19 protein-coding genes are annotated in these 22954 nt (G+C 72.7%); 8 read left to right on the forward strand and 11 right to left on the reverse strand.

Annotated features, from left to right (window positions below; all coding sequences use genetic code 11):
- The first annotated feature begins 272 nt into the window (after positions 1-272).
- A complete protein-coding gene (locus tag IH09_RS26920) occupies positions 273-1301 on the forward strand; it encodes a cation diffusion facilitator family transporter (RefSeq protein WP_052860079.1) in 1029 nt (342 codons plus the stop codon).
- 195 nt (positions 1302-1496) lie between these two features.
- Positions 1497-2330 (forward strand): hypothetical protein, encoded by an 834-nt coding sequence (locus IH09_RS26925; RefSeq protein ID WP_110952610.1) that lies wholly within the window; start codon positions 1497-1499, stop codon positions 2328-2330.
- 194 nt (positions 2331-2524) lie between these two features.
- Here the strand turns inward: IH09_RS26925 and IH09_RS26930 are convergent, their stop codons facing one another.
- The 5 genes from IH09_RS26930 to IH09_RS26950 all read right to left on the reverse strand — a co-directional run bounded on the left by IH09_RS26930 (position 2525) and on the right by IH09_RS26950 (position 7442).
- Positions 2525-3466 carry an NADP-dependent oxidoreductase gene (locus tag IH09_RS26930; protein WP_052860080.1) on the reverse strand — a complete coding sequence of 314 codons (942 nt, stop codon included), beginning with the start codon at positions 3464-3466 and terminating at the stop codon, positions 2525-2527.
- A gap of 245 nt (positions 3467-3711) precedes the next feature.
- Positions 3712-4908, reverse strand: a complete 1197-nt coding sequence (locus IH09_RS26935) for an FtsX-like permease family protein (protein WP_052860081.1) — start codon at positions 4906-4908, stop codon at positions 3712-3714.
- Positions 4905-5822 (reverse strand): ABC transporter ATP-binding protein, encoded by a 918-nt coding sequence (locus IH09_RS26940; RefSeq protein WP_240150377.1) that lies wholly within the window; start codon positions 5820-5822, stop codon positions 4905-4907. The genes IH09_RS26935 and IH09_RS26940 overlap by 4 nt, the downstream gene beginning before the upstream one ends.
- The gene (locus IH09_RS26945) at positions 5819-6925 is read right to left on the reverse strand and encodes a peptidoglycan-binding protein (RefSeq protein WP_052860082.1); all 1107 of its coding nucleotides are present in this window, start codon (positions 6923-6925) and stop codon (positions 5819-5821) included. The genes IH09_RS26940 and IH09_RS26945 overlap by 4 nt, the downstream gene beginning before the upstream one ends.
- On the reverse strand, positions 6915-7442 hold the full coding sequence (locus tag IH09_RS26950) for a hypothetical protein (protein ID WP_052860083.1): 528 nt from the start codon (positions 7440-7442) through the stop codon (positions 6915-6917). Before IH09_RS26950 ends, IH09_RS26945 begins: the two co-directional genes overlap by 11 nt.
- A gap of 204 nt (positions 7443-7646) precedes the next feature.
- Here IH09_RS26950 and IH09_RS26955 point away from each other — a divergent pair, with 204 nt between their 5' ends.
- From IH09_RS26955 to IH09_RS26965, 3 genes are all read left to right on the forward strand, one after another.
- The gene (locus IH09_RS26955; RefSeq protein ID WP_052860084.1) at positions 7647-8378 is read left to right on the forward strand and encodes a response regulator transcription factor; all 732 of its coding nucleotides are present in this window, start codon (positions 7647-7649) and stop codon (positions 8376-8378) included.
- On the forward strand, positions 8375-9661 hold the full coding sequence (locus IH09_RS26960; protein WP_110952612.1) for a sensor histidine kinase: 1287 nt from the start codon (positions 8375-8377) through the stop codon (positions 9659-9661). Before IH09_RS26955 ends, IH09_RS26960 begins: the two co-directional genes overlap by 4 nt.
- 170 nt (positions 9662-9831) lie before the next feature.
- Positions 9832-10989, forward strand: coding sequence for an ABC transporter ATP-binding protein (locus IH09_RS26965; protein ID WP_052860085.1), 1158 nt, complete (start codon positions 9832-9834; stop codon positions 10987-10989).
- Positions 10990-11023: 34 nt separating this feature from the next.
- Here the strand turns inward: IH09_RS26965 and IH09_RS26970 are convergent, their stop codons facing one another.
- Genes IH09_RS26970 through IH09_RS26980 form a run of 3 tightly spaced genes read right to left on the reverse strand, consistent with a single transcriptional unit; the run spans position 11024 to position 13424 of the window.
- A complete protein-coding gene (locus tag IH09_RS26970) occupies positions 11024-12004 on the reverse strand; it encodes an ABC transporter substrate-binding protein (RefSeq protein WP_052860086.1) in 981 nt (326 codons plus the stop codon).
- A complete protein-coding gene (locus tag IH09_RS26975) occupies positions 12001-12675 on the reverse strand; it encodes an ABC transporter permease subunit (protein ID WP_052860107.1) in 675 nt (224 codons plus the stop codon). The genes IH09_RS26970 and IH09_RS26975 overlap by 4 nt, the downstream gene beginning before the upstream one ends.
- Positions 12672-13424 (reverse strand): ABC transporter permease subunit, encoded by a 753-nt coding sequence (locus IH09_RS26980; RefSeq protein WP_052860087.1) that lies wholly within the window; start codon positions 13422-13424, stop codon positions 12672-12674. Before IH09_RS26980 ends, IH09_RS26975 begins: the two co-directional genes overlap by 4 nt.
- A 295-nt stretch (positions 13425-13719) precedes the next feature.
- On the opposite strand from IH09_RS26980, the gene IH09_RS26985 reads away from it, so the two are divergent.
- Positions 13720-14547: a polysaccharide deacetylase family protein gene (locus tag IH09_RS26985; protein WP_052860088.1), complete on the forward strand. Its 828-nt coding sequence runs from the start codon at positions 13720-13722 to the stop codon at positions 14545-14547.
- A 185-nt stretch (positions 14548-14732) separates the two neighbouring features.
- On the opposite strand, the gene IH09_RS26990 is transcribed toward IH09_RS26985, so the two are convergent.
- Positions 14733-16019: an alpha/beta hydrolase gene (locus tag IH09_RS26990; RefSeq protein ID WP_052860089.1), complete on the reverse strand. Its 1287-nt coding sequence runs from the start codon at positions 16017-16019 to the stop codon at positions 14733-14735.
- 627 nt (positions 16020-16646) lie between these two features.
- On the opposite strand from IH09_RS26990, the gene IH09_RS26995 reads away from it, so the two are divergent.
- Positions 16647-18260 (forward strand): vWA domain-containing protein, encoded by a 1614-nt coding sequence (locus tag IH09_RS26995; protein ID WP_052860090.1) that lies wholly within the window; start codon positions 16647-16649, stop codon positions 18258-18260.
- A gap of 142 nt (positions 18261-18402) precedes the next feature.
- On the opposite strand, the gene IH09_RS27000 is transcribed toward IH09_RS26995, so the two are convergent.
- Positions 18403-19827: an NAD(P)/FAD-dependent oxidoreductase gene (locus IH09_RS27000; RefSeq protein WP_240150378.1), complete on the reverse strand. Its 1425-nt coding sequence runs from the start codon at positions 19825-19827 to the stop codon at positions 18403-18405.
- A gap of 64 nt (positions 19828-19891) precedes the next feature.
- Positions 19892-21136 (reverse strand): helix-turn-helix domain-containing protein, encoded by a 1245-nt coding sequence (locus IH09_RS27005; RefSeq protein WP_052860091.1) that lies wholly within the window; start codon positions 21134-21136, stop codon positions 19892-19894.
- A 149-nt stretch (positions 21137-21285) separates the two neighbouring features.
- On the opposite strand from IH09_RS27005, the gene IH09_RS27010 reads away from it, so the two are divergent.
- Positions 21286-22932, forward strand: a complete 1647-nt coding sequence (locus IH09_RS27010; RefSeq protein WP_190233425.1) for an MFS transporter — start codon at positions 21286-21288, stop codon at positions 22930-22932.
- The last annotated feature ends 22 nt before the right edge of the window (positions 22933-22954 follow it).

Consider the following 22954-nt stretch of genomic DNA (forward strand, 5'->3'; position numbering starts at 1 on the left):
CGTCGGCCGTCGTCAGATGACGACGGCCGACGCCGTGGCGTTTGTACGAGGCGACGAGTCCGTGGCCGTCGGGCGGCGTACCGGGGGTCTCCCACCCCGCCCGAGCGGACCTCCCCGCTCCGTTTCCGCTCTCCTCGCCGAAGCCGTTCGCACCGCTGTGACCAGGCACGATAGCCCGTTCGGCGGTAATGACAACGGTCACCGGTGCAGCCTTTGGATCTTTCGCCGAAGTGCGGTTTGCTTCCCAGCGACGACCCAGGAAGGAGCGCGCCATGACCGAGCACGCCCACGGGCACGACGAGGGCACAGCCCACGCGCACAGCCATTCGCACGCCGTCTCGCCGGACGCCGACCGGCGCTGGCTGCGCGCCGCGCTCATCCTGCTCACTGCGTACATGACGGTCGAAGTCGTCATCGGCTTCGTGGCGCAGTCGCTGGCGCTGATCTCCGACGCCGCCCATATGCTCACCGACGCGGTCTCGATCGTGCTCGCGCTGATCGCGATGCGGCTCGCCGCCAAACCGGCCCGCGGCGGTTACACCTACGGCCTCAAGCGCGCCGAGATCCTCTCCGCCCAGGCCAACGGCCTCACGCTGCTGCTGCTCTCCGTCTGGCTGGGGTACGAGTCGATCGTCCGGCTGATCTCGCCACCCGCGGTCACCGGCGGGCTGGTGCTGGTCACCGCGCTGGCCGGGATCGTGGTGAACCTCATCTGCGCCTGGATGCTCTCCAAGGCCAACCGCGCCAGCCTGAACGTCGAGGGCGCCTACCAGCACATCCTCACCGACCTGTTCGGCTTCATCGCCACCGCGGTCTCCGGTCTGATCGTGCTGACCACCGGCTTCGCACGGGCCGACGCGATCGCCTCGCTCGTGGTCGTCGCGCTGATGCTGAAGGCCGGTACGGGGCTGGTCCGCGAGTCCGGCCGGATCTTCATGGAGGCCGCGCCGGCCGGTATCGACCCGGACGCGCTGGGCGATCACCTCGTCGCGGCCGACGAGGTCGTCGAGGTCCACGACCTGCACATCTGGCAGATCACCTCCGGGCAGTCGGCGCTCTCCGCGCACATCCTGGTGGCGCCGGGCGGCGACTGCCACAAGGTCCGCCGCTCCCTCCAGGAACTGCTGAGCGCGGAGTACGGCATCACACACGCCACCCTCCAGGTCGACCACGTCGGTGAACAGGGCTCCGCCGACGACGTACTGCGGCTGACCGCCGGCCCCGCGCCCGCCCCGCTCCCCGCCGAGCACTGCGAGGACACCCACGGCCCCGTCCACCGGCCGGGCCCACACCGGCACTGAACCCACACCGGCACGGAGCCCACACCGGCAATGGGCCCGCCCCACTCCCGGTACGGCCCCGGTACGGGCGCACCTCCGGTGGCCCGCTCCCCCGGTGGCCCGCTCCGCAGCTGACGCCCACTCACTCGGGTGAACCCGAGCCCGGAGCGGGCCGCGAGCCGCCGGGCGCGGGGGCGGCGGTGCTCGGATGGCGCCATGACATCCGGCATCGGAACCGGCAGCGGGACCCGCATCGGAACCGGCAGAGGGACGGGCACGGGGACAGGGACGGGCACGGCGACGGGCCGGAGAACCACCGTCGCCGTCTGCGCACTGCTCTGCGCCGCCGCACTTCCCGCACCGTCCACCGCCCTCGCGCACGACTGCCGGACAGCACCCGCCCCCCGTCGGGCAGCCCCCGCCCTCGCCCACGACCGCCAGGTCGCACCCGCACCCGCCCTCGTACGAGTCCGCCCCGTATCGCCCGCCGCCCCGCGGGACCGCCAGGCGCCGCCCGCCGTCGCGGTGTCGGTGGATGTGACCGACGGTGTCGATCACGCCGATGCCGGTCAGCGGCTCGACTACCGCGTCACCGTGCACAACCTGGGCGCCACCGGGCTGCCCGGCACCCGTATCGAGCAGCAGATGCCCGCGACCACGGCCGCGGCGACGGCGGACGGCGGCACCGTCGTGGACGACGGGACGGGAGCGCGGAAGGCCGTCTGGCGAACGGATCTGGGCGCGTACGACGAGCAGGTCTTCACTGCCTCGGCCACCCTCGGCGAGCGCCCCACCCCCGCCGGTACGACCGCCCCGGGCACCCTGCGGGCCGCCGTCACGGTCTGCGTCTACGTGTACGGCCAGGCCGCCCCCGCCGCCTGTTCCGGCGATCTGGACGACCTGCCCGAGACCCACCCGGAAGGCCCCGGCACCGGCCTGGTGTGGTGGGCGGTGGCCCTCGGGGTCTGCGCCGTACTCGCCCCGGGCGTACACCGCGCCATCCGCCGCCGTGGTGGTGATGGAAGGGGGGACAGTGGCGGCGGCACGTGACCCGGAACGGCGGTGTCGTGCCTGACGCGTGCCGGATCCGCGGAGTGCCGCCCCAGAGGCGTCCGGCGGCGGGGATACGAGATGGGGCTACCTCCGACCCTCACCCGCGGGCGGTCGGCCGCCCGGGTGGTGGGCGGCCGTCCGCCGTCGGAGCGCCCCGAGTCCGCTCCGGTCCCGATGTCGCGGGGGCGTCGTCAGATGGCCAGCACCGTTTTGCCCCGGGCGCGGCCCGTGCGGCTGGCCGTCAGGGCTTCGGGGGCCTCCTCCAAGGAGACTTCGCTGCCGACGAGGACGGTCAGGCGGCCCGCGTCGACGTGGCCCGCGAGGATCTCCAGGAGTTGCGGGGAAGGGCGGTTGACGAAGTTGAAGCCGCGCAGGTTGTGCTCGGTCAGATCGTCCGCGTCGGCCGAGCCGATGGTGGAGACGGCGGTGCCGCCGTCCCGGACGATCCGCGTCATCTCGCTGAATTCCGCGGGGCCGCTGATCAGGTCGATCAGTACGTCCACGCCGTCCGGGTGGTCCGCCAGGACCCGTTCGGCGACCGGGCCCGCGGTGTGGTCGACGGTCTCGGCGGCGCCCAGGTTCCGCATCAGTTCCGCCATCGCGGGCCGCGCGGTGGCGATCACCTCTGCGCCGCGGCCGGCCGCCAGTTGCGTGGCGAAGGTGCCGACCCCGCCGGTCGCGCCAACGATCAGCACCCGCCGGCCCTCGCTGACGCGGGTCTCCTCGACCAGGTTGTACGCCGTCATCCCGGCCGTCGGCAGCGCCGCGGAGGTCGCGTAGGTGACGCTGCGGGCGGCCGGTGCGAGCGACGCCTCGGCGGCCACCGCGAAGTCGGCGTACGAACCGCCGCCCCGCTCCACCCGCTGGAACTGGCCGAACACCGGGTCGCCGACGGTGAACCGCCGTACGCCGGTCCCGACGGCGGCCACTTCACCCGCCCCGTCCGACCCCATGACCAGCGGGAAGACGGCCGGCATGGCGTCCCCGAAGTTGCCGTCGGCGATCTTCCAGTCGATGGGGTTGACCCCGGCTGCGGACAGCCGCACCAGGACCTCACCCGGCCCTGGTTCGGGCTGTGGCAGATCCATGAGCTGTGGCTGTTCACCGAATGCGCTGACTGCTACGGCTCTCATCGTGGCGTTCCCTTCCACCCTTCGACCGGAGGCCGGTGTGGATCGTAAGCACGCCGGTGGGGCCGGATGCGGCAGGACGAGAGGCGGTGCCCCGGAAGCAACTCGTACGGCCCCGCGCCCGGCCGGATCCGGCCCCACCGAGCGCGGGTGCCACCCGGTCTCCCTTTCCGCGACGGCGCGGGTCCTGTCCCGCGCGGTGCGCCGGACAGGACCCGCGCGTCACCGGACGCGATGGCCTCAGAGGTCTAAACCGCCTGCAGGGCGAGCGTCGGGGAGAGCCGGGCGGCCCGTACGGCCGGGTAGAGGCCGGCGATCGTGCCGATCACCAAGGTCGCGCCGAAGCCGCCGCCGACCGCCCACAGGGGCACCACCCAGGGCATACCGCCCGAGGCCGCGAAGACATAGGTCGCGGCCGCGCCCAGGACGATGCCGGCGATACCGCCGAGCCCCGAGAGCAGCAGGGACTCGGTCACGAACTGGATCCGGATCTGGCCGCGGGTGGCGCCCATCGAGCGCCGCAGCCCGATCTCGTGGCGCCGCTCCAGCACCGAGATGATCATGGTGTTGGCGACTCCGACGCCGCCCACCAGCAGCGCCACCCCGCCCAGCCCGAGCAGCAGGTTGGTGAACGCGCCCTCGGTCGCCGCCTTGGCCTGGAGCGCCGAGGACGGGTCGGTGACCTGGACGTTGCGCGGGTTCTCCGGATCGACGGTGCGCGGGATCAGATCGCGTACGCCGCGCACGGAGGCGTCGGTGGACCGCTCGTAGATCGACGTGGGGTGGCCGTCGAAGCCGAGCAGCTTGCCCGCGGCCGACCAGCCGACCAGGGCGGACCGCTCGATCTCCGGGGCCAGCGGCAGCGGGCCGAGGATGCCGACGACGGTGAAGTACCGGCCGTCGATGTAGACCTGCCGGCCGGGCTCGGTGATCCCGAGGCGCTCGGCGCTGATGTGGCCGAGCACGACGGAGGGATAGCGGCCGTTGGCGTCGTTGAGCCAGGTGCCGGACGCCATCGCCCCGCGCAGCACCTTCAGCAGCCCCTCGTCCGCGGCCTTGAGCGTGATGCCGCCGGACTCGTCCGCCGGGATCTTCTCGCTGCGCCGCACCGCCTGGGGCAGATCGCCGGTGGCGCCGACCTGCTGCACCCCGTCGATCCGGCCCACCATGCCGGGGGCCTCCTTCGGCAGTTTCACCTCCTCGCCGAACAGTCCCTGGCCGGGCGAGGCGACGAGCATGTTGGTGCCCAACGCGTCCAGCTTCTGCAGGAGTTGGGCCTTGCTGGAGGCGGAGATGCCGACCACCGCGATCATCGTCGCGATGCCGATGGCGATACCGAGGGCGGACAGGACGACCCGCATGGGGCGGGTACGCAGCCCGGCCGAGCCGACGTGCAGGACGTCGCGCGGGCCGAGGGACGCCGGGGAGAGCCTGGTGCGCCTCACCGCTCGGCGCTCCGGATGCCGGGGTGCCCGGTGCCGGGCGCCCTGCGTTTCCCGGTGGGGGCCGCACGTCCCTCGTCCGCGACCACCTGGCCGTCCCGGATCCGTACCTGGCGCGGCAGTTCCGCGGCGATCTCGCTGTCGTGAGTGATGACGGCGATGGTGGCGCCCTCCTTGTTGAGGTCGTGCAGCAGCGCCATAACGGCCTCGCCGGAGGCGGAGTCCAGCGCGCCGGTCGGCTCGTCCGCCAGCAGCAGATCGGGTTCGCCGACCACCGCCCGCGCGATGGCCACCCGCTGCTTCTGGCCGCCCGACAGTTCGTGCGGGCGGTGCGCCATCCGGTCCGCGAGGCCCACCCGGTCCAGCGCGACCGCGGCCCGGCGGCGCCGCTCGGCGCGCGGCAGCCCGGAGTAGAGCAGCCCCTCGGCGACGTTGTCCTGCGCGCTGATGCCGGGCACCAGGTGGAAGGACTGGAAGACGAAGCCGATGTGCTGGGCGCGCAGCGCGGAGAGCCGGCGGTCGGTCAGCGTGGCGATGTCATGGCCCGCGATGGTGACCGAGCCCGCGGTCGGCCGGTCGAGGGTGCCGATGATGTGCAGCAGGGTGGACTTGCCGGAGCCGGACGGGCCGACGATGGCCAGCAGTTCCGCACGCGCCACCCGCAGGTCCACCCCGCGCAGCGCGGCGACCCCGCCCGGGTACTCCTTGGTGACGCCGGCCAGCTCGACGACGTGCTCGGGGGCGCCGGTGAAACCGTCGGAGGCGCCCGCGAAGTGGCCGGGGAGGCCGCCGGCGTGTCCGGTGCCCGCGGGGTCGACGGCGTATCCGGTGCCGACCGGACCGGCGGCGTGCCCGGTGGGGCACGTGCCGGGGTCCGCCGGGCCGGGGACGGCGCCGTCCGTGGTGCCGCTGCTCATGACTTGGGCACCCCGACCTTCATGCCCTGCTTCAGACCGCCGCCGGACACCTCGACCCTGCCCTGTCCGAACATGCCCAGCTTCACGGGTACGTCGCGTGCCGTGCCGCCGTCGACGACCTGCACGGCGAACTCGCCGCCGGGCAGCGCGAGCAGCGCGTTGACCGGGACCGTCAGGACGTTCTTGCGCACCTCGCCGACCACGTCGACGGTGACCGGCGACTGGTCGAAGGCGGTGACCTCGCCGGGGTCCGCGAAGGTGATCCGGGCGGTGATCTTGGGGCTCTTGCTCTGCGGGTCGCTGCCCTCCTCGGTGACGGTCCGGTCGACCGAGGCCACCTTGCCGCGGGCGGTGCCGCCGCCGGGCAGGTTCACGACGACCTCGGTGCCCACCTTCGCCAGGTCCGCCTGCGCGACATCGAGTTTGATCTTGACCTCGCGCGCGGACCCGGTGGTGGTCAGCAGCGGCCGGCCGGGCGCGGCCTGGTCGCCGACCGCCGCGTCCTTGCTCTTGATCCGCACCGCGCCCGGCTGGAAGGAGATCTGGTCGGGCCCGGTGGTGCCGGTCTGCTTGAGGTCGTGCGCCTTCTGCCAGCGCTTGACGGCGGCGGTAGTACCCGCGGTGAACTCCCCGTCCACGGCCAGCCCGTTCCCGTAGCCCAGCGCGCGCAGATTCTCCTTCAGCTGCTTGACGTCGTCGCCCTTGTCACCCTGCTTGAGGGTCCGGTACATCGGCTTGTCGCCGTACATCAGCCGGACCTTGTGGCCGTCCAGCTCATAGAGCGCGCCGTCCTGCTGCACCGTGGAGCCGGTGTCCGGCAGCCAGGTCAGGATGCCGGCCGCGCCGCCGTTGATCTTGCGTTCCTTGGTGTAGCCGAGCGTCCCGTCGACCTGGGTGCTGCTGCTGAGGTCCTGCCGCTCGACGGAGCCGGTCGCCGGCGGCAGCGCGCCCTTGCCCTGCTGCTGTCCGCCGTCCTGGCGGGCGGTGACCGAGGCGATGGCCGCGCCGCCGCCGGCCAGCAGGGCGACGATCACCAGCGCGGAGATCAGATACTTCTTCTTCCGGCCGCGCCGTGGAGCCGGCCCCTGCTCCTCATCCGGCATTCTGGCCACCGCACGCCTTGTTGGCCTTCTCGAACTTCTTCTTCTCCTCGCCCTGCGGCATGGTCATCGCCTTGCCGATCATCCCGCCCCCTTCGAACTTCGGATCGGGCATATTGAAGCCGTTCTTCCGCATACAGCGGGCGTACTTCAGCGCCTCGTCCTTGTCCGCCTGGGTCAGCTCGCTCTTTCCGGCGTTGGGGCTGGTGCTCTTGCACGCCTCCAGCGCCTTCTTCATCTTCTCCTGGTCGACGTTCCCGCCGGCCCCGATGACCATGCCGCGCGGGTCCTGACCCGGCTTGGGCTCCTCGACCTTCACGCCGTGGTCCCGCAGGCACTGGCGGTGCTTGTAGGCCGCGTCCGCCTCCTTGCCCTTGCCGCTCGCGTCCGAACCGCCGCCCGTGCCCGATCCGTTGGCCGTGTCCTTGGTCCCGCCGTCCGCGCCGGAGCAGGCCGTGGCGAATATCGCCAGGCCCGCCGCCAACGATGCCGCCGCCAGTGACGCCTTGCGCTGCCTCATGATTTTTTCCTCCGTGCCGAATACGGGTGAGCCGACGCGGCAGAGGCTGGCACGAGGCCGCATTTCGTTTCCTTAACCGATCACCGGCCGCTCCTTGACCGATCACCGGACGCAGATCACCGGCCGCGGGAATTCGTCCCTCCGCACACCGGTGGAGTGCACCTTTACTTTGTCGAAAGGTGCATCTCGGGTACACATGACCCCATGCGCGTTCTGGTGGTGGAGGACGAGGAATTCCTCGCGGAAATGATCGCCGCGGGGCTGCGCCGCGATGCCGTCGCGGCCGATGTCGCCCACGACGGCCGTACGGCGCTGGCGAAGCTGCGGCTCGGCGCGTACGACGTGCTCATCCTGGACCGGGACCTGCCCGGCCTGCACGGCGACGAGGTCTGCCGCCATGTCGTCCGGCAGGGACTGCTGACCCGCGTCCTGATGCTCACCGCGTCCGGCACCGTCCGCGACCGGGTGGACGGCCTGGGCCTGGGCGCCGACGACTACCTGACCAAACCCTTCGCGTACGAGGAACTGCTGGCCCGGGTCCTGGCGCTCGGCCGGCGCGCCCGTCCCGCGCTGCCCCCGGTCATCGAACGGGCCGGAGTCTCCGTCGACACCGCGCGCCGCCAGGCCGTCCGCGACGGCCGGCCGCTCGCCCTGTCCCGCAAGGAGTTCGCGGTCCTGGAAGTGCTGCTGCGCGCCCAGGGCGCGGTGGTCAGCGGCGACGACCTGATCGAGGAGGTCTGGGAGGAGCACACCAGCTACCGCACCAACGCGGTCCGCGTCACCCTCAGCAAACTGCGCGCCAAGCTCGGCGAACCGCCGGTGATCGAGACGGTGCCGGGCGCGGGCTACCGGTTGGGCGGAGCGCGGCCGGACGGCGACGGGCCGGGGTCGGACGACCGCCACGGGGCGGCCGACCGGCCGGGCGCCTCCCGATGAGCTCCTTCCCCGCCGGCCGCCGACCGCTGTCCCGCCGGCTGCTGTCCTGCCGGCTGCCGCTGCCGGGCCGGCTGCTCGGCCGCCGCTGGTTCCCCGGCAGCGAACGCGTACGGCTCACCGCCCTCTACGGCGGGCTGCTGGTGCTGGCCGGGACGATGCTCATCGCGCTGGTCTACTTCCTCCTGCGCAGCGGCCTGTACTCCAGTCTGAGCCTGGCCGTCACCTCCACCGCCACCGGCCGGATGTCCCCGGTCCCCGGCGCCACCGGCCCGATCGTCCAAGGCCCCGCCGTGGCACCGGCCTCGCCGGCCTCCCCGGGCTCCCACGAGGCCGGCCTCCTCAGCACCACCAAGATCATCACCGATGCCACCGAGCACGCCGCCCTCAGCCAGCTGCTCACCGTCTCGCTGATCGCCCTGCTGGTCTTCACCGTCCTCTCGGTGGCGCTGGCCTGGTGGATGGCCGGCCGGGTGCTGCGCCCGGTCTCCGTGATCACCACCACCGCCCGCCGGCTCTCCGCCGCCAACCTCCACGAACGCATCGCGCTGGACGCGCCGCCCGGCGAACTCAAGCAGCTCGCCGACACCTTCGACGGCATGCTCGACCGCATAGAGCACCTGGTCTCCGCGCAGCAGCGGTTCGCCGCCAACGCCGCGCACGAGCTGCGCACCCCGCTGGCCGTGCAGCGCGCGGCGGCCGAGATCGGCCTGGCCGACCCGGACCCGGCCAACGTACGGCGCATCCGCGGCAAGCTGATCGAGGTCGCCGACGACAGCGAGCAGCTGATCGAGGGCCTGCTGCTGCTCTCCGTCTCCGATCAGGGCCTGGAGCGCCGGGAGCCGGTCGCGCTCGGCGATCTCGCCAAGACCGTGGCCGCCGAATACGCCGACGACGCCTGGGGGCGCGGCGTGACCCTCGCCACCGACATCCGTCCGCTGACCGTCGACGGCGATCCCGTGCTGCTGACCCACCTCGTACGCAATCTGGTCGGCAACGCCGTACGCCACAACCACTCCGACGGCCGGATCACCCTCGGCATCGACGGCCGCACCCTGGTGATCACCAACACCGGCCCCGCCGTGGCCGCCGAGTCCGTCCCGTATCTCTTCGAACCGTTCCGCCGCATGGAGGCACGCCGGCACGCGCCCGGCGAGGGCGCCGGACTCGGCCTGTCGATCGTCGCCTCCATCGCCCGCGCGCACGCCGCCACGGCCGAGGCCGAACCGAACCCGGGCGGCGGTCTGACGGTCCGGGTGACCTTCCCCGCCCATCTGCCCGTCTGAACCCGGGCCGCCACCGCGCCGGTTTCACGTGAAACCGTCGACCGGACCGCCCGCGTGCCGCTCGCTCCCATGACCGGCCGGTCCGCACGGCCCGGTCGTCGGCCGGAAGCTCGCTAGCCCGTTTGCCCGCATGAGGGGACCGGTCGCGGGCCGCGGGATTCAATGAACCAATGATCCGGTTCGAGTCCGTCACCAAGTGCTACCCCGACGGGACCCTCGCCGTCGACGACCTCTCCTTCGAGGTGGGCACGGGCGAGCTGGTGACCCTGGTCGGGCCGTCCGGCTGCGGCAAGACGACGACCATGATGATGGTCAACCGGCTCCTCGACCCCACCCACGGGCGGATCTTCGTGGACGGTACGGACATCTCCGGGGCCGATCCGGTCACGCTGCGCCGCCGGATCGGCTACGTCATCCAGCAGACCGGCCTCTTCCCGCACCGCACCGTCCTCGACAACACCGCGACCGTGCCCGTCCTGAGCGGCTGGAAGAAGACCAGAGCACGGGCACGGGCGGCCGAGCTCCTGGACCTCGTCGGCCTGGACCCGGCCGTCTACGGACCGCGCTATCCCGAGCAGCTCTCCGGCGGCCAGCGGCAGCGCGTCGGCGTCGCCCGCGCGCTGGCCGCCGACCCGCCCGTCCTCCTCATGGACGAACCGTTCGGCGCCGTCGATCCGGTGGTCCGCGACCGGTTGCAGAAGGAGTTCCTGCGGCTCCAGGCGGAGCTGCGCAAAACGGTGCTGCTGGTCACCCATGACATCGAGGAAGCCGTCCGGCTCGGCGACCGGATCGCGGTCTACGGGGCGGGCCGCATCGAACAGTACGACACCCCGGCGAGCGTACTGGGCGCCCCGGCCTCCCCCTATGTCGCCGAATTCGTCGGCACCGACCGGGCGTTGAAGCAGCTCTCGGTGACCGGTATCGACCACACCGACCTGGAACGCCCGCCGTTCGCCCGCCTCGACGAACCGGCCGGCCGGGCGGCGGCCCGGATGCGCGCGGACGGCGCCCGGTGGGCCGTGGTGCTGGACGCGGACGGCGCGCTGCACGGCTGGGTGGGCCGGGACGAGATGTCCGGCGCGCCCGGCACCGTCGCCGACCAGGCCCGCCGGATGGAGGCATGGGTACCGGTGACCGGCACGCTCAAGCAGGCGTTCAGCGAGATGCTCAAGCACGACGCGGGCTGGATCGCGGTCCTGGACGGCCCCCGCTTCCTCGGCGTGCTGACCCCGACGAAACTCCATGAGGCGCTGCGCCGCACCATCGGCTCGGGCGGCCGCGGCGTACCGCGGGAACGGGCGGAGGTGGACTCGGTACCCACGGAGTAGGGCCCGGTGCCCCGGCTTCTCCCCCGCACCTCCCTCATCCCCCTTTCTTCGTCAGCAGTCCTTTGGACTTCAGGTAGGTGCGGGCCACGTCCGCCGGCAGCCGCCGCCAGCTGTCGACCTGTTCGTCGAGGTCCGCGAGGTCGGCGGTGGTCAGCACGGCGTTGAGCCGGTTCAGGGCGGCGGCGGCCCGTGCGCTGCCGGCCCGTGCGCGGTTGACGACGGGGACGACGTAATCGGCGTTCTGGAGCTTCTTGTCGTCGGCGAGCAGCACCAGGCCGAACCGGTCGAGGGTGGCGTCCGTGCCGGTGGTCAGGACCATCTGGTCCTGACCGTCCTGTACGGCCTGTTTGGCGGGCGTGGTGCCGACGCCCTTCGGGTCGATGGCCGTCACCGCTATGCCGTACGTCTTCTTCAGCCCCGGTGCGCAGAACGGCCGCCGGACACATTCGTCACCCGCCGCCAGCCGCACCGGAAGTCCGGCCCGGCCCAGGTCGCTGAGGGTCCTGAGCCGGTGCTCGGCGGCGTACTCCGCGCTCACCGCGAAGGCGTTCCGGTCGACGGCCCGGCCGGGGGCGAGCACGGTCAGGCCGCGTGGGGCGGCGAGCCGGCGCAGCGCGGTCATGGTGGTACCGAGGTCCGGCGCGGCGACCGGCGCCGCCCGCGGCCCGTTCTTCTTGGCGTTGAGCCAGTCCGCGAAGGTGGCGGCGTACTCCGCGACGACGTCGAGCTGCCCTGCCTCCAGCGCGGGTTCGTACAGTTCGCGGTTGCCGACGGTGACGATGTCGGTCCGGTAGCCGGCCGCGCCGAGCAGCGCCGCGTACATCTGGGCGAGCAGCTCGCTCTCGGTGAAACCGGCCGAGCCGATGGTCAGCTCGTGGCTGTCGCCGGGCGGGACGGTGACCGCGTCACGGTTCTCCAGGGCGGGCCCGCCGGCGCAGGCGGTGTAGACCGTGCAGAGAGTGAGGACGAGCAGCAGGACCAGCGGGTACGGGCCCGGCCTCCGGCGGGCGCTCATCGCGGCCCCCCGCGCGCCCTGGCCGGTGCCAGCCGCTGCCCGGCCACGAAGGCCGCCTCCACCAGCAGCGCGAACACCGCGACGAGCACCGCGCCCGCCATCACCTGCGGGGTGCTGGCGAGATTGAACCCCGCGGTGATGATCCGGCCGAGCCCCCCGCCGCCCACCAGCGCGGCCAGCGTGGCGGTCGCGACCAGTTGCACGGCGGCGATCCGCACACCGGTCAGCACCAGCGGCAAGGCCAGCGGCACCTCGACCCGCCACACCAGCTGCGGTCCGGTCATCCCCATCCCCCGGGCGGCCCGCACCACGTCCTGGTCCACCGTGCGCATCCCGACATAGGCGTTGGTCAGCAGCGGCGGGACGGCGAAGAGCACCAGCGCGATGACCGTCGGCAGCTCCCCGTACCGCCCGAGGGGGGTGAGCAGGAGGAGTACGAGGACGGCGAAGGTCGGCACCGCGCGGCCGGCGTTGGCGAGGTTGACGGCGAGCGCGCCGCCGCGGCCGAGGTGGCCCAGCATCAGCGCGACCGGCAGCGCGATCAGTGCGCTGAGGACCAGGCAGACCACGGTGAGCAGGAGGTGTTCGACGAGGCGGTGCCAGACGCCGTTCTCACCGGACCAGTTGGCGGCGGTGGTCAGCCAGGTGCCGACCTCGGTGAGCGTGTTCACGGCCGCCGCCCGGTGGCGACCGGCAGCCGTCCCTCGGCACGGTCCGCCGGCCGGGCGCGGGGCGGCCGCCGCCGTGCGCCCGCCCGCCGCCACGGGGTGAGCAGCCGCTCCGCGCCGAGCAGCAGCAGGTCGAAGGCGACCGCGATGAGCACGCACAGCACGGACGCGGTGAGGACCTGGGCCTTGAAGAAGGAGTTCATCCCGGCGTAGATGAGGTTGCCCAGACCGCCGTGGCCGACGATCGCGCCGACGGTGGTGAGCGCCACGGCCGACACGGTGGCGATCCGCAGCCCGGCCATCGCGGCGGGCAGCGCCAGCGGCAGCTCGACGGCGAGCAGTTGGCGCAGCGGTCCGTAGCCCATCCCGCGGGCCGCCTCCTTGGCCTCCGCGGGGACGCCGTCGAGGCCCGCCAGGATGTTCCGGACGAGCAGGGTGAGGGAGTAGAGGGCGAGGCCGGCCACGACGAGCGCGGCGGAGAGCCCGTAGAGCGGCAGCAGCAGGGAGAACATCGCCAGCGAGGGGATCGTGTAGAGCACGGTGGTCAGGCCCAGCACCGGTCCGCGCGCCCAGCGCCGGCGGCGGGCCAGCAGCGCCAGCGGCAGGGCGATCACCAGCCCGAGGAGCACGGAGACCACCGTCAGCTGGACGTGCTCGGCCACCGCGTCGAGCAGGATCTGGCGGCGGGAGCCGAGGTAGTCGCCGCAGATCCAGTCGTTGCGGGCCAGGCAGTCGTCCGGCGGTGCGGTCACGGTACGAGTCCACCGTGGGGCGCCGGAGGTGTCGCGCGGGACACGGCCGAACGGGGGTGCGCGCGGCCCCGGGGCTACCGACCGACATAGACCGCCAAACGCCACCCGATCACCCCATATCGACACACCCACCCCCGTAAGCCCCACACCCCCACCCACCTATACACCCGGTGTGTACCACCTACGTATAGTTCCCCGGGCTGTCGTCATCCCGGCGTCGGCACCACCGGCCAGATCCAGGCCCAGGCCCAGGCCACGGCCCGTTCCACCGCTCGTGTTCGAAGAGAGAGCTCGCATGCCGAAGAAGATGTCCGCGGCCCGCGGCAAGTCCATAGCCGGGCTGCTGGCCGCCACCTCCCTGGTCCTGGCGCTCAGCGGCTGCGCCACGTTCGATGTCACCGCGCCGGTGGACGCCCGGAACGACGCACCGGCCGCCAACGTGAAGGACAAGGACGCCCAGCTCGCCAGGGATGCGAAGAGCGGCGCCAAGGACGACGCGGCGGCCGACGGCGTCGACTGCCGCAAGGCCAAGTGCGTCGCCCTCACCTTCGACGCCGGCCCCAGCGAGAACACCCCCCGGCTGCTGGACATCCTCAAGCAGGAGAAGGTGCACGCGACCTTCTTCATGCTCGGCAAGAACCACATCGCCGACCGCCCCGCCGAGGTGAAGCGGATCGACGCCGAGGGCCATGAACTGGCCAACCACACCTGGTCGCACCAGATCCTCACCGAGATCAAGCCGGAAGAGGTCAAGCGGGAGCTGTCCCGGGTCCAGGACGCGGTCCAGGAGATCACCGGCAAGAAGCCCAGGCTGATGCGCCCGCCGCAGGGCAAGACCGACGAGATGGTCTCCGACGTGAGCCGCGATCTCGGGCTGGCGCAGGTCCTGTGGAGCGTGACCGCCAAGGACTACCAGACGACCGACTCCGCCCTGATCACCAAGCGGGTCCTCGAACAGACCAAGCGCGACGGCGTCATCCTGCTGCACGACATCTACAAGGGCACCGTGCCGGCCGTCCCCGGCATCATCAAGGAACTGAAGAACCGCGGCTTCACGATCGTCACGGTCTCCCAGCTCCTGTCCCCCGCGACGCCCGAACCGGGCATGGTCTACCGCCCGTAACGCACCGGCGGGGGGGACGGCGGGGCGCGGTGGGACGACAGGGGCGGGACGACAGGTGCGGGACGGCACGGCGAAGGGGGCGCCGGACGGCTCCGACGCCCCCTCGCGGCCCTGCTCCGGCGCCCCGTCCGGCCCGCCGCCGCACTCGCCGCCCCGGTCCCGCGACGGCGCGCGCATCCGCCGCCCTACCCCGGCGACCGCTCCGCCGCCACCCGCTTCCGGTCGGCCGTACCGTTCGACGAGGCGGGCGCAGCGGGCGCCTTCGGCCCGTCCGAGCCCGGCTTACTCTTCACCGGGATCGACTCCACGTCCTGCGGGAACGTCAGCTGCTGGCTCTGCCACTCCAGCGCCGGCACGATCTCGCGCAGCCACGTCGAGAACTGGTGGCTGCCCTCCGGCAGGATGATCGAGTCGACCTTCATCGGCTCCTTCGCCGCGTGGATGAACTTCATGGTCTCGCCGTAATCCGGCTCCCCCTTGCGGCTGCTCGCCACCAGCGCCGAGACCTGCGGCGCGGGCAGGTTCTGCAGCCGCCACAGCAGATCGTGCTCACGCTCGCGCTGCGCCCCGGCCGCACCGGAACCGAAGAGGCTGCCGGTGGTGAGGTCGTCCTGGATGGCGTAGTCACCGGAGAGCGAGACCGCCGAGGTGTACGCGTGCGGATTGCGCATGGCCAGCTGGAGCGAGCAGGTGCCCCCGGACGAGTAGCCGAACGCGCCCCAGGCGCTGGGGTCGTGGCCGACGCGGTACGCCGACTTCATGGCGTCCGGCAGGTCCTTGGCGAAGAACGTCTCGGCCTGCGGCCCGTCCGGTACGTCCACGCACTCGGTGTCCCGCGGCGGCGCGATCGTCGGCCGGAGCATGACGATCACGGTCGGCTGCATCTTTCCGTCCGCGATCAGCCGGCCCGCGTTCTGCGGGATCTGGAGGTGCTGCGCGAGATTCATGATGCCGCCCGGATAACCGCTGATGACGACCATGACAGGGAACCGCTGCCGACGGAACTGCGACTGGAAATACTGCGGCGGAAGATAGACGAACGCCGGATTGATGGCCCGCGTCCGTCTGCCGACGATGCGGACGGACTCGACCTTGCCGACCTTGTCGGCGGGGCCCTGCGGAAGGCCCGTCACACGGTCGAGCCCCTGCGGGCCCGCCGCCTGGACCAGCTCGCTCTTGGCATTCCCGACGGAGGCGTACTGCCCCTCGCCGCCCTGGCTCACGGACGCCGGAGCCTTGTCGTTGTTGCCCAGCAATTCGTCCCAGCTGCCGTAGAACTCGAAGCTCGCGTTCACGGCGAGCGCGAGTGCGCACACGATCGATACCTGGGTCATCACGATGGCGCCGAGTCTGCCGAGTACGGGCCGTACGCCCTGCCGCGAAAGGCGAGGCCACAGCCACACCGTGGCGGCCACACAGACCAACGCCAACACGATCACCGTGTATTCGAGCGACTGACTGGTCAGCCCCATGCGCCCACATCTCCCGTCACCCTCGATAAGGGTTCTCGCCTGCTTTTACCGGCCGCCAAGAGGGACAACGGACGGCTCCAACAATGGTCACCGGAGAAGACGGGGCCAGGTGCGCCGCGGATACCCGACCGGCCTTCTTCTTACCGTCCCTTGCCCACTCTTACCGACCTCTTGCCTCGCCGTTTCCCCGGCGTGACGTGGGCTGAACTCCGGCGTGCTGCGGACCGAACTCCGGCGGGACGCGGCTCTTCGGGCCGTCGGGCGGGCGGCCCGCGGCCGGGGCCCGCGCCCCACCCGCCCCGTCATCACCACAGCGACGGGAACAGAGATCACCGGAGCGGCAAAAGAATGTGAACTCACCGCGAATATCCGACCGCTCGCCGAGTACGTGCCAAGTGCGGCCATAAGAAAGCACCTACACACCACGTACGCAATTCCCGTCAGGCAAACCGCCCCACGGCCGAAACCACATCCGCCCCCACACCCCGGCAGCCCACCACGCGCGGCGCGAGATCCCACGACCAGGCCGGTGCAGGCCGCTACCCTTACGTATCCGACCTGGTCAGGGACATGTCTGTGTTTCACGGACATTCGCCGCACACCCCCACACGCAAGAGAGGTCCGCCGATGGGCATTCGGAGTCTGCTGCGCAACGCATTCGGTCGCTCCAAGGCGACCCGTGAAGAAACCGGCGGAGCACCGAACGGTGCGGACGCGCCGGAGTCGGCGACAATCCCGGAGGCCCGCGAGGAATCCGCCCCGGGAGCCGTCACCCCCGAGGCCGAGGTCCCCGCCGCCCGCACCGCCCCGTCCGGGTCCCCCAAGCCGGACCGGGCGCCGAAGACGGCCACCCTGCCCGCCCAGGGCAGCCCGGTCGACATCGGCGCCGCCAAAAGCCACCTCACCACCAGCGGCGCCGGTGACAACAGCGGTAGCGGCAGTAGCAGTAACAGCAGCAACAGCCTCGACAAGGCGGACGACGCGAAGGCCGATGCGGTCACCGTCCCGGCGCCCGCCGAGGCCCCCGAGGCGGTCAAGGCAGTCGAGGAACCGGCCCCGACCGCCCCGGAGCCCGAGGTCACCACCACCGCCGACCTGGTGAGCCAGGCTTTCGACAACCCCGCACCGGTCACGGCCCCGGCCTCGGAACCGGCCGCACCGTCCCCCGAACCGGCCGCCGAAACCGCGAAGCCGACGGCAGCACCGGAAGCAAAGCCGAAAACGAAGCCCGAAACGAAGCCCGAAGCGGCGACGACGACACCGGAAACGAACCTCGAAGCGGCGGCGGAGCCCGTATCCGCACCGGAGCCGATCCCGACGGCCGAGCCGAAAACCGAGTCGAAGACGGAGCCGAAGCCGGAGTCGAAGACCGAGCCGGCGGCCGAACCGACGGCAGAGCCGACGGCCGAGGCCGCGCCGGAGCCGCAGCCCGCCCCGGAGACCGACTCGGCACCCCACGAGGACGAGACCCCCGCCCCCGCGGCCGCCCCGTCCGCCACCTCTTCCCCCTCCCCCGACACCTCCCCCTCCCCCCTCAGCAGGCTCGAATCCACCGCCCCCGGTCTCGTCAGCCTCTACACGTCCGCGGGCGCCACCCTGGAGAAGCACGGTCTGGCCACCCAACGCGCCATCGTCTACCTGGTCCTCGACCGCTCCGGCTCGATGCGCAACTACTACAAGGACGGCACCGTCCAGCACCTCGCCGAGCAGGCCCTCGGTCTCTCCGCCCACCTGGACGACGGCACGGTTCCGGTCGTCTTCTTCTCCACCGATGTCGACGGCACCGCCGACCTGGACCTGGCCAACCACCAGGGCCGCATCGAGGAGTTGCACGCCGGGCTCGGTCACATGGGCCGGACCAACTACCACTGGGCCATCACCGAGGTCGTCGACCACTACAAGAAGTCCGGCGCCACCGCCCCCGCCTTCGTCATCTTCCAGACCGACGGCGCCCCCACCTCCAAGCCGGCCGCGGAGAAGGCCCTCTGCGAGGCGGCGGGCCTGCCGGTCTTCTGGCAGTTCATCGGCTTCGGCGACCCGGACGCCAGGGGCTTCGACTTCCTGCGCAAGCTGGACGATCTGACCGTCCCGGACCGGCGCGCGGTCGACAACGCGGGCTTCTTCCACGCCGGCCGCGACCCCCGCAGCCTCTCCGCCGACGAGTTCTACCAGCAGCTCATGGTCGAATTCCCCGAGTGGCTGACCGAGGCCCGCACCGCCGGCGTCCTCAAGGACAACTGACGGCGCACCGGCACCCGTTCACCCCCTCCGGCCGCGGCCGGGCCCCACCGGGCCCACCGCGGCCGTTGCCGTAGGCGCGCGTGCGGAGCGGCTGCCGCGGGCCGCCGCCGCGGTTCGCCGGTCGCGGCCCCGCCGCGGCCGGTCAGCCCAGGACGCTGCCCGAGGAGTCCGCGTTGACGGGGCGCTTCCGCGAGAACGCGGCGAGGCCGATGATGTGTCCGGTGTGCTCGCAGTGGTAGCTCAGCGGCTCGGCGTCGTGGTCGTGGCCGGCTTCGACCCCGGCGACCAGGGCGGCGAGGAACCGGCCGGCGAGCGGGGCGTTCTTGAACTGGTTGCCGCTGGTGCCCATGGCGACGTAGAAGCCGTCGAGGTCCGTACGGTCGTAGATGGGCGTCCAGTCGTCGGCGACGTCGTAGACCCCGGCGATGCCGGACGGGGTGTTGGGGACCGTCAGATCCGTCAGCCGGCGGGCGGCCCGGGTGACCTGGGCCCGGAAGCGGCTCGCGGTGGCGTACGGGCGGGCCGCGTCGGGGTCCTCCACCCAGTCGAACGGATCGCATTCCGGCTCGGTGCCGCCCACCAGCAGACGGCCGCCGGGGGCGGGCCGCAGATAGGTCCCCAGGTCCATATCGGCAACGGCCGGCCGGGTCTCGCCGGGCCCCGTCCAGGAGGCGGGGGCGGTGACCTGGTGGACCTCCTGGCGCATCGGCCGCACCCCGACGGTGAACTCGGCGCCGACCCCGGCCAGGCGGTTGAGCGCACCGGACCACGGCCCGGCGGCATTGACCAGGACGGGGGCCGTCAGCCGGGTGCCGTCGGACAGGGTGACGCCGCCGACCCGGTCGCCCCGTGTGTGGATCCGCGTCACCGCCCGGTTCAGCACGAATTGCGCGCCCCGGTGGGCCGCGGCGGCGGCGAGGTTCTGCGCGGCCAGCTGGGGATCGTCGACATAACCGGCGTCGGGGGTGTACAGGGCGCCGACCGCCCCCCGCGCGTCGTCGAAGAAGCGGTCGTCGTCGACGGGCCGGGGCGGCCAGTACCGTCCGGGGTCGATACCGGGGATCCGGGCGGCCAGGGTGGCGGGCTCCCATTCCTCGTACGGGACGCCGACCTGGTCGAAGAGCCGGGTCATCCGCTCGCGCGGGGCCACCGGCACATCGAGCATGGCCATCCCGGCGCGGTGGAAGCGCGCCGGTCCGGCCGGGTCGCGGAACCCCAGGTGGTCCGGCCACCGTTCCCAGCAGTGCTGGGACTCCCAGGCGGTGGCGACGCCGTCGCGGGTGGAGTAGTTGAAGCGGACGATGGCGCTGGAGGCGCTGGTCGAGCCGTGACCCACGCCGCCCGCCTTGTCGACGACGGTGACCCGCAGACCGAGCTTCGCCAGCTCCAGCGCGACGGAGGCGCCGATGACACCGGCCCCGACGACGATCACCTCCGTGACGGAGTCCGGGGCGGCGGACGCGACGGAGTCGGGAGCGAGGCCGGGAGCAAGATCAGGGGCGTCGTCCGGAGCGGCGGACGTGACGGCACCCGTGGCAGCGTCCGTACCGGTAGGGGGCATCGTCATCTCCAGGAAGTCGGGTGCGGCCTTCCCTCCGACGCTAGGCGCCCGCCGCCGGCCCGGTCACTGGTCAATCGTCGAACTCCGCGACGGCGGCTTCCGGCAGGTGTCGCGCCAGCACCCGGAGCTTGAGGCCGAGGTGCAGCGTCAGCCGGTCGTCGCCGCTGTCGAGCCGGCGGCCGGTGATGTGCTCGATGCGCTTGAGCCGGTGGTAGAGCGTCGCACGGTGCACCCGCAGGGACTCGGCGGTGCGCCGTACGTCCCCCGCGTGGTCGAAGAACGCCTCCAGGGTCGCGAGCAGCGTCCCCTGGCCGTCCTCGCGTTCCAGGGCGACGAGCGCGGGCAGCCGCGACGCGGCCGCGAGATCGTCGGCGGGCATCTTCAACAGCAGTTCGTACGGGCCGAGTTCGCCCCAGCGGGCGATATCGCCGATACCGGGGACGAGCAGGGCCGCGCGGGTGGCGAGGAACGCCTGCCGGTAGGACTCCACGACGCGTTCCAGGCTCGTCACCGCGGCGCCGGTCCCGATGACGACGCGGGCCGCGCCGCCGCCCGTGAGGTCGCCGAACCTGGCCGCGACGCGGCTGGTGAGCGCGTCGAGCCGGGACCGCGGCAGGACCTGCTCGTCGGCGAGGAGAATCCACGCCCTGGTGCGGTGGGCGACCATCAGATGCCGGTCGCCGGGCACGGCGCGCAGACCGTCCTCGACCCCGGCTTCGAGGGCGGCCTGCCGCGACGCGGCCGGGATGCCGTCGCCGCCCCGGCAGCAGACGGCGACGACCTGGTAGTGCCCGGTCCGCTCGGGGAACAGCTGCTCGTCCCGCAGGTCCGCCGCGGCCTGCGTCCGCGTCGCGGGATCGGCGGAGACCAGCTCCCGCAGGATCGCCTCGTGGCGGGCCTTGGTGCGCTCGTGCAGGAGCAGCCGCCGGTAGAGCACCACCCCGGCCCGCTCCGCCGCCTCCGCCGCGAGGTCCACGGACGCCGGCTCCGGCGCCAGCCCGGTGTCGATCAGCCACAGGTAGCCGAGCAGCAGACCGTTGCAGCGGATCGGCGCGCACAGCCGGGGCAGACAGCCCTCGGCGCCGACCACCACGCTGCCGGGCCCCGTCCAGCGCGCGACGCCGTGCGCCAGTACGCGCTCGACGAGGTCCGCGCTCACGGACCGGTTGAGCACCGAGGCGACCCGCACCGCGTCCTCGTCGCCGAAATGCCGGCTGGCGGCGAGCAGGCGGATCGAGGGGTCGTCGATCGCGACGGACCGCTGAAGCCGTTCGGCCAGACCGTCCACGATGGACTGGAGATCATCGTTGGCCACCGGCGAGCCCTCCCTCGTCTCGGGGCCAACGTACCGCCGGGCGCGCGCGGCCACCCTCCCCGGCTCCCCGCGTGACCGGCCGCCTCCGCTCCGCCACCGGGGCCCGCCGCCATCGGGCGGGCTCCGCGCCCGCTGCCTACGCTGAGTGGATGGAGTGCCCAAGGCCGAACGGGGTCGCGGGGTCCGCACCGGATCCGCGGCGCTGGTGGGGGCTCGTGGTGATCGCGCTGGCGCAGCTGATGGTGGTGCTGGACTCGACGATCGTCAACATCGCGCTGCCGTCCGCCCAGCGGGAACTGGGCATGTCGGACACGAACCGGCAGTGGGTGATCACCGCGTACACGCTCGCCTTCGGCGGTCTGCTGCTGCTGGGCGGGCGGATCGCCGACCTGGTGGGGCGGAAGCGGACCTTCATGGTGGGCCTGGTCGGGTTCGCGGTCGCGTCGGGGCTCGGCGGGGCGGCGACCAGCTCCGGGCTGCTGTTCGGGGCGCGGGCGCTGCAGGGCGCCTTCGCCGCGCTGCTGGCCCCGTCCGCGCTCTCGCTGCTGACCACGGCGTTCACCCTCGGCAAGGAGCGCGGCAAGGCGTTCGGGATCTACGGCGCCATCGCGGGCGGCGGTTCGGCGATCGGGCTGATCGCCGGCGGTCTGCTGACCGAGTACCTGGACTGGCGCTGGTGCCTGTACGTGAACGTCCCGGTCGCGGCCGCCGCGCTGACCGGCGCGTCCGTCGTCCTGCGCGACCGGCCCGGCCGCCGCCACGCCCGGCTGGACGTACCGGGTGCGGCGCTCGGCTGCGGCGGGCTGGTCGCGCTGGTCTACGGGTGCAGCGAGGCCGGGCCGCGGGGCTGGGGCAGCGGGCCGGTGATCGGGCTGCTGGCGGGCGGCGCGGCCCTGCTGGCTCTTTTCGCCTGGTGGCAGACGCGGGCCCGGTACCCGCTGCTGCCGCCGCACATCGTGCGCGACCGCACCCGGGCCGGGTCCTTCCTGACCATGGCGCTGACCGTCATCGCCATGTTCGGCATGTTCCTGTTCATGACGTACTACTTCCAGGTCGTGCTCGGCTACTCGCCGGTCAAGACCGGTATGGCGTTCCTTCCGCTGACGGTGACGATCGTCGTCGGATCGACGCAGATATCGGCCCGGCTGCTGCACCGCCTCGCGCCCCGCCTGCTGATGGTGCCGGGCGCGCTGCTGGTCTCGGTGGGGCTGTATCTGCTGACGTTCCTGACCGCCCGGCCCGCGTACGCCACGCACGTCCTGCCCGCCGAACTCCTCGTCGGCCTCGGTATGAGCCTGGTCTTCATGCCGGTGACGGCGACCGCGACGAAGGGGGTGGCCCCGCACGACGCCGGTGTCACGTCCGCGACGGTCAACACCGCGCAGCAGGTGGGCGGTTCGATCGGTACGGCGCTGCTGAACACGATCGCGACCTCGGCCACCGCCACCTATCTCACGGCCCGTCTCGCGGACGCGGCCCGCCGCAACGGGGGCGGGGCCGTCCCGCCCGCCCTGCGGACGGCGATCGTGCACGACGGGGTGGTGCACGGGTTCACCGTGGCGATCGGCATCGGAGCGGCGATCATGCTGCTGACCGCCGCCGTCGCCGGGCTGATGGTCACGGCCCGGCCCCCGCGGCACGGCCCCGGGACGGACGGCGCGGGCCCGGCGGGAGTGCGGGACGGAGCCGTGGTGCACGAGGAGCACGGGGAGCACAGGGAGCACGAGAAGGACGGGGAAGACGAGGCGGAAGGCGCCCGTGGGCCGGTGCGGCGGCCATCGGCGGACCCCGGGTAGCAGACCCGGGGGAGCGGCCCCG

Origin of the sequence: Streptomyces celluloflavus (assembly GCA_000720995.1) — a bacterium.
GTDB classification, from domain to species: Bacteria; Actinomycetota; Actinomycetes; order Streptomycetales; family Streptomycetaceae; genus Streptomyces; species Streptomyces celluloflavus.